This is a genomic window from Clostridium sp. CCUG 7971, from assembly GCF_017590215.1.
GTDB lineage: Bacteria > Bacillota > Clostridia > Peptostreptococcales > Peptostreptococcaceae > Faecalimicrobium.
Genome location: NZ_JAFFPK010000019.1, coordinates 1 through 15,471, shown reverse-complemented (window position 1 = coordinate 15,471; position 15,471 = coordinate 1). Strand labels below are relative to the sequence as shown.

The window sequence follows — 15,471 nt, the reverse complement described above, 5'->3', positions numbered from 1 at the left end:
GGTATATACCTAATCCTTTTTGTTTATAGTATAATTATACTATAAAATATTTTTTGACGCTAAAATTGAGCTACATATTGTTCAATCTAAGCGAATTTTAACTAAGGAGACATACTAATGGAGAAGTTAACACATTTTAAAGTTGGACAAATAGTTAATACTCAAGGCTTAAAAGGAGAAGTAAGAGTTTACCCTTTTACAGATGATATAAATAGATTTGATGATTTAAAAGAATTTTACCTAGGAAAAGACCTAAATTCTACTTGGGAAGTTGAAAGAGTAAGATATAAAGGTAATATGGTAATAATGAAGATAAAAGATATAGATACAGTAGAAATGGCAGAAAAATTAAAAAATAAATTTATGTATGTATCTAGAGAAATGGTAGAGAGTTAGAAGAAGATGAATACTTTATATCAGATATGATAGGTATAGATGTATATACTGTTGATGGAAACTTAGTAGGTAAACTAGATGATGTATTACAATATTCAGCTAATGATGTTTATGTTGTAAAAGGTCCTGAAGGTCAAGAGTACATGATACCTGCTATAATGAAGTTTGTACCTACGATAGATATGAACGAAAGAAAAATGATAATAGACCCTATTAAGGGAATGTTAGACTAGGAGTTACTATGAGATTTCACATAATGACACTTTTTCCAGAGATTTTCAACTCTTATATGAATGAAAGTATAATGAAAAGAGCTGTAGAAAAAGGAATAATAGAAGTTAATATATATAATATTAGAGATTTCTCTAATAATAAGCATAAAAAAGTAGATGACTATCCATTTGGAGGGGGAGCAGGAATGGTTATGACTCCTCAGCCGATATATGATACATATAAGTATATTATAGATACTCATAATATAAAAGAGCCTAGAGTTGTATATTTAACTCCTAAAGGTAAAACACATAATCAAACTATAGCAAGTAATATGTCTAAGCTTGATGATGTAATTCTTTTATGTGGACATTATGAAGGAATAGATCAAAGAATTATAGATTTAATAGTAACAGATGAAATATCTATAGGAGATTATGTATTAACAGGAGGAGAACTTCCTGCACTTATACTAATAGACTCTATATCAAGGCTTATATCAGGAGTTTTAAATCAAGATGAGTCATTTGAAGAAGAATCATTTAGTAATGATTTATTAGAATACCCACACTATACAAGACCGAGAGAGTTTATGGAAATGACAGTTCCAGAAGTTTTGCTGTCTGGAAACCATAAAAAAATAGAAGAGTGGAGAAATGACGAATCTGTTAGAATTACTAAAGAAAGAAGACCTGATTTGTATAAAAAAGCTTGTAAATAATTAAGATATATAGTATAATTTTAGATGCTGAAAATAAACGGGCATTCCTCTGTTTACATAAAAGAGGTAATTAAGAATGTCTATGATACTAGGAGGACTTAGAAATGAACGAAATATTAAAATCATTAAACCAAGAACAATTAAAGAGCGAAGTACCTAACTTTGGACCTGGGGACACAGTAAGAGTACACGTTAAAATAGTTGAAGGTAAGAGAGAAAGAATACAAGTATTCGAAGGATTTGTTTTAAAGAGACAAGGTGGAGGAATACAAGAAACTTTCACTGTTAGAAAAATATCTTTCAACGTTGGTGTAGAAAGAACTTTCCCAGTTCATTCTCCAAGAATAGAGAAGATAGAAGTAACTAGAAAAGGTAAAGTAAGAAGAGCGAAGTTAACTTACTTAAGAGGTAGAGTAGGTAAAGCTGCTAAGATAAAACAAGCTAGATAATTAAATAACTTTACTATAAATTAAAAGAGCTGATTATATTAGCTCTTTTTTTATGTAAAAAATAACATAAAAATATTTGATAATAAATATAAATGAAATAAATTTTCAAAATTATGATGATTTAGTTGATATAAAGGTAGAAGTCTGTTACATTTATAGTGAATATGAAAAAAAATTCTAAAAAGGGGGATATTTATGAAAAGTAATCAAAAAATGGCATTATCATACATAGGGCTTATGGGATTTGGGTTCCCGATAATGCGTTACATGAGTATGAATTTTGATACTATTAATAATAATGCGGTTAGGTTTTTATCTGGGGGAATACTTATTCTTATTATTTGTTTGTTTAAATTTAGGGATGAATTAAAAAATATAGTAGATGAGCCAAAGATTATTTTTAAACTGTTAATTTTAGCATGTTTTATGACTGGAAATATGTATTGCTTCATAACTGGATTAAAATATACATCAGCTTTAACAGGGAGTATTTTTAGTATTTTAGCGATGCCACTAGCGATTAGCATGGCAGCTATTTTTTTTAAAGATGAAAGAGATAGAGTAAAGCAAAAGAAATTTTATATAGGAAGTTTAATTGCCATAACAGGGTCTTTAGTTTTCGTAGTTAATGGGGGACAAGCAGGGCAGAGCTCGGATTTCCTAAAGGGTGCATTGTTTTTAACTATAGCTATTTTTATTCAATCAATTCAAAATCTAGTTGTAAAAAACGTTTCAAAGAAACTACATTCAGTTGTAATAAGTGCATCTACAGCTACATTATCAGGAATTGTTTTTCTAACTATAGCTATATATAGTAATAAAATTATAGAATTAAAAGAAGTATCTTTAGGAATGCTAACAGGGTTAAGTTTAGCAGGGATGTATGGAATGCTGACAGGAATGCTAATGGCTTTTTATATTCTACAAAAACAAGGAGTTGTTGTTTTTAATATTATACAGCTAATAATTCCAATTTCTACAGCAATTGTTGGATATTTCACTTTAAACGAAAAAATAAATTTAATACAAGGTTTAGGGGCTATTTTAGTAATTATTGGGTGCGTTATTTCATTAAGAAAGAAACAAACTGAGGAGGGAAGTCAATGTATAGAGTTGGAGTCGTAGGACTAGGCCAAATTGCATACCACATTGATAACGATCCAAATAGAGATATAATATGGTCTCATATTGGCGCTTATAAGACTTTTCAAAATATTAAAATAGAGGCAGTTTGTGATGTATCTACTAAACTTGTTGAAGAAGTAAAAAAAGATTGTAATATTGAGTTAGGATATACTAATTATAATGAGATGTTAGAAAATAATAAGTTTGATTTAGTAAGTATATGCACTCCTATATCATCACATTATGAAATTATAAAAAAGTGTGTAAGTTGCGGCGTAAAAGCAATATTTTGTGAAAAAACATTAACTTACTCTGTTGAAGAAGCAGAAGAAATAATAAAATTATGTGAGGAAAATAAAGTTACTCTTGCTGTGAACCATATTTTAAGATGGGATAACTTAAATAGAACTGTTAAAGAACTACTAGATGATGAAACTATTGGAAAAATATATAGCATAACAGGATACGGATCTACTGCACTACATACAAGCGCTAGCCATTTAATAGATATGATGTGCTTCTTTGCCGGAATACCTGAATGGGTAGTTGGAGTAAAACAGACTGACATTGTGAGAATTGCTCATGGTATAGAAGATCATGGAGGAATAGGGGCTATTAAGTTTGAATCAGGTATTATTGGTTTTATAAAAGCTACTAGCGTTTCACAATATAGATATATGTATGAACTTGATATTTTAGGAGAAGAAGGTCGTATAAAAATTTATAATAATGGCAAAGATTTTGATTTATACTTATATTCTTCAGAAAATAGTTCAGCTGGAACTAACTATGAATCATTAAAATTAATTGATAATAAACCAAAGGTTGTTAAAAATGAAAGAATGATTGATGCTATAGAAGATATTTTGAACTGTTTAGAAAATGGAGGTTCACCTGTTTCAAACGGTATTACCTCTTTAGATACAATAAAAATCATTGAAGGATTAAAAAAATCTTCGGATGAAACTCAAATAACATTATTGAAAGATTATGTAAATAAATCTTTTGCTTAAAGTAAAAACTGACTTCTTTTATGAAGTCAGTTTTTATTTGTAATTATATATGAGAAACAATCATTTCTATATTTCCATTTAGTTTAAAGTTTTTAATATCTGAAGGCAGTATAAAGTTACTTCCTTTACTTAAAGAATAATCTTTATTACCACAAGTTAAAGTACCATTTCCATCTAAAACACTATATAAAGAGAATGGTTTATCGTGATTAAATTCACACTCAGAAAATACATTTAGTTTATGAACACTAAATAATTCATTACTTATAAAAGTAGTGCATTCAAAATTATCTTTTGTAACGATATTATAAGTGTTACTACTTTCAATATGAGGAACTGTTGTAACATCTATAGATTTTTGTACATGAAGTTCACGTTTTTTACCATTATTATCAACTCTATCATAGTCATAAACTCTATAAGTTGTATCAGAGTTTTGTTGAGTTTCTAAAACTAAAGTTCCCTTGCATAATGCATGTATAGTTCCACTTGGAACATAGAAGAAATCTCCTTTTTTTATTTTGATTTTTCTAAGTAAACTATCCCATTCATTGTTATGTATCATTTCAGATAACTCTTCACGAGATGATGCATTATGACCAAATACCATTTCAGCGTCATCATCACAATCGATTATATACCAACACTCAGTTTTACCAAATTCTCCATTTTCATTAATGTTTGCGTACTCATCATTAGGGTGAACTTGAACTGATAAGTTATCATTTGCATCTAATATTTTAGTAAGTAGAGGGAATTTATCACCTTTAACATTTCCAAAAACTTCTCTATGTTCATCCCATACTTTAGATAATGTCAGACCCTTAAATTTTCCATTAGCTATTGTGCAGTCTCCATTTTCGTGAGCGCTAATAGCCCAACATTCACCTGTATGTTCAGATGGTATATCATAATTAAATTTATCTCTTAAAGTAGTTCCACCCCATATTCTATACATGAATAAAGGATTTAAAAATAATGGTTCCATAAATTGAGCCCCCTAGTTGTAATAATTTTTTATCCTAACCGCAAGCTTGAGCAACTGACCTGGTTTTAAAGGTTGTTGTCGATATGAGCAAAATAACTTGCCCACACGTGGCTCAAAGCGAATTTTAATAATATATTAACAATTATATTATAAATAAAATTAAAATCAAGATAATAAAATTGATTGTCCCTTAAATAGGCATAAAGTATAAGGATGTATTACTTGATATAAATTATTATAAGTATATAGCTTAGATTAATATAAAATTTTGCACGTGGAGTGATAAGATGAATGAACTAAATTTAAAATATAAAAATTATAAAAAGGAATTATTAGAATTATTAACAGAATGGGTAAAAATACCATCAGTATATGATGAGAGTACAGTTACTAAAGATATGCCATTTGGTAAAAGTGTTACGGATGCTCTTAGTTGGTTTGAAACTTTAGGAAAAGATAATAACTTTATAACAAAAAATGTAGATAACTATGCTGTTTATATTGAGCATGGAGATGGAAATGAACATATAGATATATTTGGTCATTGTGATGTTGTTAATGTAGGAGAAGGATGGAATAGTAATCCATTTGAGATTAAATTAGAAAATAATAAATTAATAGGTAGAGGAGTATCTGATAATAAAGGTCCTATGATTTCCTGTTTTTTAGCCATAAAAATGATTAGAGATATGAATATAAAGCTAAATAGAAAGGTAAGGCTTATAGTTGGAGGAAATGAAGAAAGTGGATTTAAGTGTATTAAACATTATTACTCAAAAGAACCATATGGAATTTGTGGTTTTACACCTGATGCAAAGTTTCCTGTACTAAATGGAGAAAAAGGTGCAGGAGTTATATATTTAAAGTTAGAGATAAATAATAAAGATGTAATTGTATATGGAGGATTGGAACATAATACTATTCCAGATAAAGTAACAATAAAAAATATAAAAAATAATAATGAATTTATAGTAAAAGGGATAGGTGGTCATTCTTCAAAGCCTGAATTTGCAATAAACCCAATACCTAAATCTCTTATAGATTTATATAATCAATTAAATGAACAATGGACAATAGATTTATATAAAATTATAAATGAAGACAATATGGATGGTAAATTATTTGGTCTAAATAAAGAAGGAAAGTGTGGAATACTATCCATTGTTCCAACAAAGATAAATATAGAAAATGGACTTTTAGAAATTGTATTAAACACAAGATATCCAGAGAATATAGAATTTAGAGAAATTATAGATTCTATTAAAAAGTTCATTGATGAAAATAATATATGTAAACTTAATGTAAGTGGAATAAATATTAAAAAGTCAAATTATATAAATAAAGAATCTGAATTAGTAAAAACATTACATGATATATATATAAAATATTCAGGTGATAATGAAAGTGTTGTAAGAGTAACATCTGCAGGTAGCTATGCAAGTGAAATGAATAATTCAGTTATATATGGATGTGAATTTTTAGATGGAAGCTTTGGAAATGTGCATAAAGCAAATGAATTTGCAAGTTTAGAAAAATTGGAACTAGCAATAGCTATATATGCACAAGGTATAATTGCTTTATGTAATAATATTTAAAATTTTATGAAATTTAAACATGTAAAAGTATTGAAAAATCAAGATTACATACAAAATGTCCCTTAATAAGACATAATGTATATATAATTATAATTAAACTATATATATAATTTAATTATGAAGAAGGTGATATAGTGATAACTAAGAAACATGCAATAATAGTAAAGTATTTAAGTGATAAGGATGGATACACAACATCTAATGAGTTAGCTACATTGCTAGATGTATCTACAAAAACTATTAAAAGATATATATCAGATATAAATGATTACTTGAAAAAACATGATGTAGAGATATCTTCTTCAAGAGGTATAGGATATAAAATTAATGGTTCAAAATCTAGTATATCAAATGTAGTAAAAGAAGCTAAAAAATATATAAATGGATTTGTAGAAGATGACTCAGATGAAAGTAGAATAGCAACCACTATATGTATGTTTATAAACAACGCATATGTAAGTATAGATGAGATAGCAGAAAACTTAAATTTAAGTATAGGATCTACAAATAAATTAACTACTAAAATTAAAGAAAGTATTAAAAAGTATAATCTAACGATAAAATCTAAACCATATCATGGAAGCTATATTTATGGAGATGAAATAAATTTAAGACAACTTATAACAGACTATGCTATTAAAAATGATGACAGAAATAAAATAAAAGTTTATTTAGATAATATAAGTGAACAAGATATAAGAAATATAGAAAATACATTAGGAAATCATTTAAGAAAACAAGATGTAATAATCTCAGACAAGGATTTTAATCTTTTAGTTTCAAAGATTATAGTATCTATATTTAGAAGTAAAAGAGGATATAGTGAAGGGATAAAATCTTTAGATACTGGTTATAGACTTCATAATTATGTACTGATAAAAAAATTGATGGAAGAACTATCTAAAAAGATTAAATTCTCTTTAATAGAAGATGAAGTACTTTATATATCAAACTACTCAGGAGTAGTAGCAAATAGTTATAAAAATAATAACAATAAATCTAGAGAAGTCGAATTGATAAATAAATTAATAGATGAATCTTTAAAAGATATATTACTTATATCAGGAAGAGATTACAGTAAAGATGTAGATTTTATGAATGCAATATCAGAGCATATAAAAAGATTTATAAATAGATCTAAAGCTAATGTAATTTCAAATAATCCATTACTTAGCCAAATAAAATCTAAGTTTCCTATAGAGTTTAACTTAGCTATATTTTTATCAAATAAAATAGAAAATGAATTAAATGTTAAGTTAAATGAAGATGAACTTGGATATATAGCCATACATTTTGCAGCAGCGAATGAAAGAAATAAAAAAAATACAAGTAAAAAAATATGTATAGTATGCCATTATGGAATAGGAACAGGACAACTTCTTTCAGAAAAACTAAAACAAAACATAAGTGATCTAAATGTAGTTGGTGTTTATCCAGCAAGATATATAGATATGGCTACAAGCCAAGATGTTGATTTAATAGTATCTACTGTAGATATACCAGAAAGTAAAAGACCTGTTATATATATAGATAATATATTTGATGATGATATAGTTGAAAATATAAATAAGGCATTATATGAAAAAGAAGAGAGAAGAAAAATAATAAATAATATGTTTAATGAAGAAGCTTTCTTTACTATAAAGGGTGAAGATAAACAAGAACTAATGTTAAATCTTTGCAATAAATTAAAAGAAAAAGGATTTATAGAAGAAAGTTCTATTAAAAGCATATTAGATAGAGAAAATATATCTTCAACTGAAATTGGAAACTTAGTCGCAATACCACACACAATAGTTGAAGGTGATAAAAAATCTATAATAGGAGTAGCTATACTTGAAAATCCAATTATTTGGGACAAGCAAGAAGTACAATTAGTATTTATGGTATTTTTCAATCCAAAGGAAAAGCATAACTTTTCTATTTTCAAATACCTTTATAACTTTATTAAAGATGAAGGTGGAGTGAGAGGAATAATAAAGATTTGTGACTTTAAAAAACTAATGACATTAATTGGAGATTAAAGGGAGGTTGTTTGTAATGGAAGCAAACGTATTCAAAAAAGACAATGTATTTATAAATATAAATGCAAGTAACAAGGAAGATGTATTAAAGTTTATATCTAAAAAAGCTGATGAGTTAGATATAACTAAAGAAAGTAATAAAGTATTTGATGGTTTAATGGAAAGAGAATTACAATTTAGCACTAACTTAGGAGAATATATAGCAATACCTCATACTAAAAATGATGCAGTACTAAGTCCAGCAGTTCTTGTTTTAAAATTTAACGAAGATATAGTTTGGAATGAAGGTGAGGAAAAAGTTAAGTTAGCAATAAATTTACTTATGCCGGGACAAAGCGAAGGGAATACTCATTTAAAACTTCTTTCAACTTTATCAAGAAAGTTAATACATGAGGATTTTAAAAATGCATTATTAAGTAGTAATGATATAGACGAAATAACATCTTTAATAAACGAAGCATTAGGATTATAAAAATATAAAATCAAAATTATAAATATTTAGGAGGAATTATAAAATGAAAAAATTAGTAGGATTATGTGCATGCCCAATGGGATTAGCTCACACTTTCATGGCAGCAGAGGCTATAGAACAAGCAGGAAAAAAGGCAGGATATGAAGTTAAGGTTGAAACTCAAGGAGCTGATGGAGTTCAAAATGAGTTAACAAGAGAAGATATATTAGGAGCAACTATGATAATACATGCAGTAGCAATAACGCCAGAAGGAATGGAAAGATTTGAAGGATTAGAAGTGTATGAAGTTGAGTTACAAGAAGCTATAAAAAATGCTGATGGAGTTATAAAAGAAATAGAAGAAGATTTAGGATTATAATAAAAAATTATGTATCTTATATTTTAAAATCTTATATTTGGAGGGGAAGATTATGGCAGTAAAGAAAAAAGTTATAAGCAGCACTGGATCATCAACATCAAATGCACAAGCATCTAACAGTGCTCCTCAAAATAAACAAACATCTAAAGGAAATAGTAAGTGGAAAGAAATAAGTAAGCATATAATGACTGGTATATCATATATGATTCCAGTATTAGTAATGGGTGGACTTATAGGAGCTCTATCTCAATTAATACCATATGCAATATTAGGAATAGACCCATCTGTTGGTATAGTTGATGCGATGAACTCAGGAGATTTCACAGGATTTAAACTTACTTTATTAAATATATCTCAATTAATGTCTAACTTTGGATTTACATTATTTGGGTTTGCAATACCTTTATTTGCAGCATTCTGTGCAAACTCTATAGGAGGAAAGACTGCACTTATAGCAGGATTTATAGGTGGATACGTAGCGAATAAACCAGTTGCAACACTACAATTAGTTGATGGAGTTTGGACAGAAGTAGTTCCAGTAGCATCAGGATTTTTAGGAGCTATATTAATAGCATTTATAATAGGATATTTAGTGAAATGGTTAAATAAAAATATAAAAGTTTCTCATGATTGGTTAGCATTTAAAACAACATTTTTAATACCATTAATAGCTTCACTAGCATGTATGGCACTAATGATATTTGTTATAACACCAATTGGTGGATGGCTAAATGAAGGAATGAAAAACTTCTTAACAGCAGCAGGAGCAGCAGGAGAATATGCATATGCAACAGCACTAGCAGCAGCAACTGCATTTGACTTAGGTGGACCAATAAATAAAGCAGCAGGGTTTGTTGCTCTTGGATTAACAACTGAAGAAGTATTACCAATAACTGCAAGAACAATAGCAATAGTTATACCTTCAATTGGATTAGGTTTAACAACTTTATTAGATAAGAGATTAGTTGGAAGAAGAGTTTATGATAAGCAATTCTATCAAGCTGGTAAGACATCAATATTCTTAGCATTTATGGGTATATCAGAAGGAGCTATACCATTTGCACTTGAAAGACCGGGATTTGTTATACCTTTAAATATAGTAGGAGCTATAGTTGGTGCATTAACAGGAATAACTTTAGGTGCTGTACAATGGTTCCCAGAATCAGCAATATGGGCATGGCCTTTAGTAAATAATATATTAGGATATGTTATAGGTATAGCAGTAGGAGCTTTATTTGTTGCAATAGGAAATATATTATATAGAAACAAATTAATAAAAGAAGGAAAAATAGTTGTAAATAACGACTAATTCAAATAAATGAAATGGGGGAACTAATTAAAAATTAGAACTCCCTTTCTTTATATTCAAGGAGGGAGATTATGATTAGATTAGATAATATAAGAAGTTATATGAATAAAAATGACGTAGATTCAATACTTTTAAATAATTCAAATAATAAATTTTACATTGCAGGTCTTTATAGTTCTTCAGGATATGTATTTATAACTGATAAAAGTCAATATATAATAGTTGATTTTAGGTATTTTGAAGAGATGAAGGAAAAAGCTAAAAACTTTGAAGTAATATTAATGAATAAAGAAAAAACATACTTTGATATAGTTAATAAAATATGTGAAGTAGAACATATAAATAGTATTGGATTTGAAGGTAGTGAAGTTTCATATGATTTTTATAATATTATGAATAAAAAAATAAATATAGATTTAGTATCAGTAGATTTATCCAAACTTAGATGTAAAAAAGATGAAAAAGAATTAGAATGTATAAAAAAAGCATGTGAAATAGCAGATAATACATTTAATCATATAATTGAGTTTATAAAAGTGAAAATGACTGAGAAAGAAGTTGAAAATGAGATTGTTAGATTTATAAAAGAACTAGGTGGTCAAAGGGAATCATTTGATGTAATTGTCGCATCAGGTGTAAGGGGAGCACTTCCTCATGGAAAAGCAAGTGATAAGATAATAGAAAAAGGTGAATTTGTAACTTTTGATTTTGGAGTTAGATTCAATAACTATTGCTCAGATATAACAAGAACTATATCTATGGGGGAAGGAGATGAAGAGTTAAATAAAATTTATAATATAGTAAAAAGAGCAAACGAAGAATCCATAAGATTACTAAAACCAGGAATGAGAGCTGGAGATATTGATAAAATAGCAAGGGATATAATAGATAAAGAAGGATATAAAGAGTATTTTGGTCATAACTTAGGACATGGAGTTGGAATTATGGTTCATGAGTATCCGTCATTAGAACCTAAAAGTTTAGAGGTAATTAAGGAAGGTATGGTAGTTACAATAGAGCCAGGAATATATATACCTAATCTAGGTGGAGTAAGGATAGAAGATGATGTTTTAATAACTAAAGATGGATGTGAAAGACTTACTAAATCAACTAAAGATTTGATAAAAATTAAAATATAAAGACCCAATAGAGAGAGGATATGAGTATGTATAATTTTGATTATAAACCAGATAGACTTAGTGAAAAATGCAGAAAGTGGGATTTAAAAATAATAAAAGATAAATTTGGAGATGTAGAAGAAAACTTTATACCAATGTGGATAGCTGATATGGATTTTAAAATACCTAGCCAAATAGAAGATAAATTTATGGAAGCTATTAAAAGAGGAGTTTTCGGATACACTTATTGCTATGATGAATTTTATAATGCGGTTATAAATTGGCAAAATGATATGCACAAAGTAGAAGTTAAAAAAGAAGAAATAACTTTAACTTACGGAACTGTATCAACTCTTCATTATACAGTGCAAGCTTTTTGTAAGGAAGGAGATAGTATAATATTAAATACTCCGGTATATGATCCTTTTGAATCAAGTGCAAAAAAGCAAGGAGTAAAAGTTATAAATAATACACTAGATATAATTGATAATAGATACTATATAAATTTTAACTTATTAGAATCTCAAATTAAGGAACATAGGCCTAAATTAATGATGTTTTGTACACCACATAATCCATCAGGACGAATATGGACAATTGAAGAAATGAGTAAAGTAGCACAAATTTGTAAAGAGAATAATGTTATTTTAATAGCTGATGAAGTACATGCTGAACATATTCATTATGGAGAGTTTAACTCTATATTAAATATAGAAGATGAATTATTAGAAAATGTAATACTATTAACTTCACCAAATAAAGGTTTTAATCTTGGAGGGCTAAAAACTTCTTACTCAATAATCAAAAATAAAGACCTAAGAGAGATATTTAAATTAAAATTACAGCAAAACTCTATAACATCACCAAATGTATTTGGGATAATAGGTTTAATTAGTGCTTATGATGAATGTAGAGACTGGTTAGCAGGAGTAAATAAATATATAAGAGGGAATTATGAACTTTTAGAATCTTGGATAAATAAGTATGAAAATATAAGTATGATGAAAATGGAATCTTCTTATTTAGCATGGATAAATATTAGTCAGTTAGAAATAAGTGCTAAAGAACTAACAAATAGATTAGCATTGGAGGTTGGTGTATTAGTAGAAGATGGAAGTCATTTTGTAAATGATGGAGAAAATTATATAAGAATAAACTTAGGAACACAAAGAGAAAATGTAGTTAATGCGTTAAACAGAATGGATAAATTTATGAATAAATTTAATAAATAGAGAGTTAAGAGGTAACATAATTAGGGGGATAACAATAAATATTGAATAAATTGAAATAAAGTTTCAAAATAAAATAGAATACAGTTGATGATACAATATAAATCTGCTACATTTATAGTGAATATGAAAAAAAATTCCATAAGGAGATTGTCAAGAGGAGGATAAAATGAAAAGAGTATCAGCAACTGTAGCAGTATTGATTTCAGCATCAATTTTTGCTGGATGCAGTAATACTTTGGCAACAGAGAAAACTACTGATAGTAACAAAGGTGATGTAAAGAGGATTCTTTGGGAACATGCTGGAGATTTAGAAGCACAAAATGGATATGACAAAAATATTGGAACAGCAGGATTGCTTGCTGGAAAATCAGGTGACTTTATTATTGCAGGTGGAGGAGCCAATTTCCCAGATGAGCCAGTAGCAAAAGGTGGAGCTAAAAAGCACTATCCAGATGTTTATGTATTAAAAAAAGAAGATAAAAGATTAAAGCAAGTCGATCATACAACTTTAGATTATGAAATAGGATATGGAAGTTCAATAACTACTGATGAAGGTGTTTATTACATTGGTGGAAGCCCTAATGAAAAAGAAGGAGATAATGTAACTTTATTTACAACTGATGATAAGGGTAAACTTAATACAAAGCATATAGGAGACTTGCCATTTACATTTAGTGATGGAATTGCAGTGAAAAAAGATAATAAGATATATGTTGGTCTAGGAAAACAAAATGGTGAACCTAGTAATAAAATGTATGAATTTAATATAGAAAATGGAGAAGTAAAAGATTTAGAACCAATTCCGGGAGAGAAAACTAGAAATCAATCAGTAGTTCAGATTTTAGGAGATAATATATATGTATTTAGTGGTGGCGATAAAACTGCTTATACAGATGGATATAAATATGATATAGCAAAAAACTCATGGAGTAAAGTTTCAAGTGTTAAAGTTGGAGATGAAGAAATCTCACTTTTAGGAGCGAACTCAGTTAAGCTTAATGATGAGGAGATGCTCGTAATAGGAGGCTTTAATAAAACTGTTTATGACCATGCAGTAAAAACTATGGGAGAATTAAAAGATAAAGAATTAGCTGATTTTAAAGAACAATATTTTGGTGCAGATCCATCTGAGTTAAGATGGAATAAAAAGATATTAGTTTATAATTCAACTGATGATAAGTGGAGCTCAATAGGAGAAGTTCCTTTTGATTCACCTTGTGGGGAGGGATTAGTTCTTGATGGAGATAATATATATTCAATAAATGGAGAAATTAAGCCAGGAACAAGAACTAATAGAACTTATGTAGGGACTTTAGTATACGAATAAAAATAAGGTGCAGGAAAACGTTTTGTATAAAAACAAAATCGTGCTTATCATAATACGATAGGTACGATTTTATTTTTATATAAAAGTTTAAAATATAAAGATTATAGAAATAATAGTATTAATATACTTTAAAATATTAGATAAGCAAAAAAAGAATCTTATGGTATAATGAAAAGGTTAAAAATAAAAGAGCGAAGTAGTTTACATAAAGGAGTGATAATTATGGCAAGAGGAGATAAAATGAGAGTCGACTATGATGATTATCTTAGAGACGACGATTTACATATAAACTGGTATCCTGGGCATATGAAAAAAACTAAAGATTTAGTTAGAGATAACTTAAAGTTAGTTGACGTTGTAGTAGAGCTTTTAGATGCTAGAATACCATTTAGTAGTAAAAATCCTGATATAGACAAGCTTGCAGGAAATAAACCAAGAGTTGTTATATTAAATAAAAGTGATTTAGCAGATAAAGCTAAATTAGACAGATGGATAAAGTACTACAAAGATAGAGATATAAAAGCTATACCTATAGATACTATGAAAGGCTTAGGTTTAAATAAACTAATAGATGAGTGTAGAAATGTAACTAAAGAAAAAATGGATGCCCTAAAAGATAAGGGTAGAAAAGAAAGACCGATAAGAATAATGATAGTTGGAGTTCCAAACGTTGGAAAATCTTCTATTATAAATAAATTAACTGGAAGAAGAAGTACTCAAACTGGGGACAAGCCAGGGGTAACAAAAGGAAAGCAATGGGTTAGGTTAAAAGGTAACTTAGAGCTGTTAGATACTCCAGGTATACTTTGGCCTAAATTTGAAGACCAAGAGGTTGCACTTAACTTAGCCTTTAGTAGAGCTATAAAGGATGAAATACTAGATGTTGAAACTTTAGCATTAAGACTTATTGGAAAACTAATGGTAATAGAGCCAGAAAAATTAAAGGCTAGATATAAGTTAGAAGAATTAGGTGATTCAGATATCGAAACTATGGATATGATAGGTCGTAAAAGAGGATTTATAACTGGAAGAAAAGAATTAGACTATACTCGTATAGCTACAACAGTTTTAAATGAATTTAGAGAAGGTAAAATAGGAAGAATTACTTTAGAAGTACCAGAAGATATTAAA

14 protein-coding genes and 1 pseudogene are annotated in these 15,471 nt (G+C 28.2%); 14 read left to right on the top strand and 1 reads right to left on the bottom strand.

Annotated features, from left to right (window positions below; all coding sequences use genetic code 11):
- Positions 1 to 117: 117 nt before the first annotated feature.
- The 5 genes and pseudogenes from rimM to JWF52_RS03075 form a co-directional block, all read left to right on the top strand.
- Positions 118 to 621, top strand: a pseudogene (gene rimM / locus JWF52_RS03095) (ribosome maturation factor RimM); the annotation flags it as partial.
- A gap of 16 nt (positions 622 to 637) precedes the next feature.
- Positions 638 to 1,330, top strand: coding sequence for a tRNA (guanosine(37)-N1)-methyltransferase TrmD (trmD, locus tag JWF52_RS03090; RefSeq protein WP_208331881.1), 693 nt, complete (start codon positions 638 to 640; stop codon positions 1,328 to 1,330).
- Positions 1,331 to 1,434: 104 nt separating this feature from the next.
- Positions 1,435 to 1,779, top strand: coding sequence for a 50S ribosomal protein L19 (rplS, locus tag JWF52_RS03085; protein WP_042271981.1), 345 nt, complete (start codon positions 1,435 to 1,437; stop codon positions 1,777 to 1,779).
- Positions 1,780 to 1,974: 195 nt separating this feature from the next.
- The gene (locus tag JWF52_RS03080; RefSeq protein ID WP_208331880.1) at positions 1,975 to 2,904 is read left to right on the top strand and encodes a DMT family transporter; all 930 of its coding nucleotides are present in this window, start codon (positions 1,975 to 1,977) and stop codon (positions 2,902 to 2,904) included.
- Positions 2,883 to 3,917: a Gfo/Idh/MocA family protein gene (locus tag JWF52_RS03075; protein WP_208331879.1), complete on the top strand. Its 1,035-nt coding sequence runs from the start codon at positions 2,883 to 2,885 to the stop codon at positions 3,915 to 3,917. Before JWF52_RS03080 ends, JWF52_RS03075 begins: the two co-directional genes overlap by 22 nt.
- Before the next feature lie 43 nt (positions 3,918 to 3,960).
- On the opposite strand, the gene manA is transcribed toward JWF52_RS03075, so the two are convergent.
- The gene (gene manA, locus JWF52_RS03070; RefSeq protein WP_208331878.1) at positions 3,961 to 4,905 is read right to left on the bottom strand and encodes a mannose-6-phosphate isomerase, class I; all 945 of its coding nucleotides are present in this window, start codon (positions 4,903 to 4,905) and stop codon (positions 3,961 to 3,963) included.
- Between the two features lie 287 nt (positions 4,906 to 5,192).
- Here manA and JWF52_RS03065 point away from each other — a divergent pair, with 287 nt between their 5' ends.
- The 9 genes from JWF52_RS03065 to ylqF all read left to right on the top strand — a co-directional run.
- Positions 5,193 to 6,500 carry a Sapep family Mn(2+)-dependent dipeptidase gene (locus tag JWF52_RS03065; RefSeq protein ID WP_208331877.1) on the top strand — a complete coding sequence of 436 codons (1,308 nt, stop codon included), beginning with the start codon at positions 5,193 to 5,195 and terminating at the stop codon, positions 6,498 to 6,500.
- Positions 6,501 to 6,634: 134 nt separating this feature from the next.
- Entirely contained in the window at positions 6,635 to 8,524 is a 1,890-nt protein-coding gene (locus JWF52_RS03060; RefSeq protein WP_208331876.1) for a BglG family transcription antiterminator, read from the top strand.
- Positions 8,525 to 8,540: 16 nt separating this feature from the next.
- Complete coding sequence (locus JWF52_RS03055; RefSeq protein ID WP_208331875.1) at positions 8,541 to 8,996, top strand: PTS sugar transporter subunit IIA; 456 nt, start codon at positions 8,541 to 8,543, stop codon at positions 8,994 to 8,996.
- 43 nt (positions 8,997 to 9,039) lie between these two features.
- A complete protein-coding gene (locus JWF52_RS03050; protein ID WP_208331874.1) occupies positions 9,040 to 9,354 on the top strand; it encodes a PTS fructose transporter subunit IIB in 315 nt (104 codons plus the stop codon).
- A gap of 52 nt (positions 9,355 to 9,406) precedes the next feature.
- On the top strand, positions 9,407 to 10,663 hold the full coding sequence (locus JWF52_RS03045; protein WP_208331873.1) for a PTS fructose transporter subunit IIC: 1,257 nt from the start codon (positions 9,407 to 9,409) through the stop codon (positions 10,661 to 10,663).
- 71 nt (positions 10,664 to 10,734) lie between these two features.
- Positions 10,735 to 11,802 carry an aminopeptidase P family protein gene (locus JWF52_RS03040; protein WP_208331872.1) on the top strand — a complete coding sequence of 356 codons (1,068 nt, stop codon included), beginning with the start codon at positions 10,735 to 10,737 and terminating at the stop codon, positions 11,800 to 11,802.
- Between the two features lie 26 nt (positions 11,803 to 11,828).
- Entirely contained in the window at positions 11,829 to 13,013 is a 1,185-nt protein-coding gene (locus JWF52_RS03035) for a MalY/PatB family protein (RefSeq protein WP_208331871.1), read from the top strand.
- A gap of 166 nt (positions 13,014 to 13,179) precedes the next feature.
- Positions 13,180 to 14,340, top strand: a complete 1,161-nt coding sequence (locus tag JWF52_RS03030) for a cyclically-permuted mutarotase family protein (RefSeq protein WP_208331870.1) — start codon at positions 13,180 to 13,182, stop codon at positions 14,338 to 14,340.
- Between the two features lie 222 nt (positions 14,341 to 14,562).
- Positions 14,563 to 15,471 (top strand): ribosome biogenesis GTPase YlqF (gene ylqF, locus JWF52_RS03025; RefSeq protein WP_353654862.1); only part of this gene is annotated, 909 nt, incomplete at its 3' end.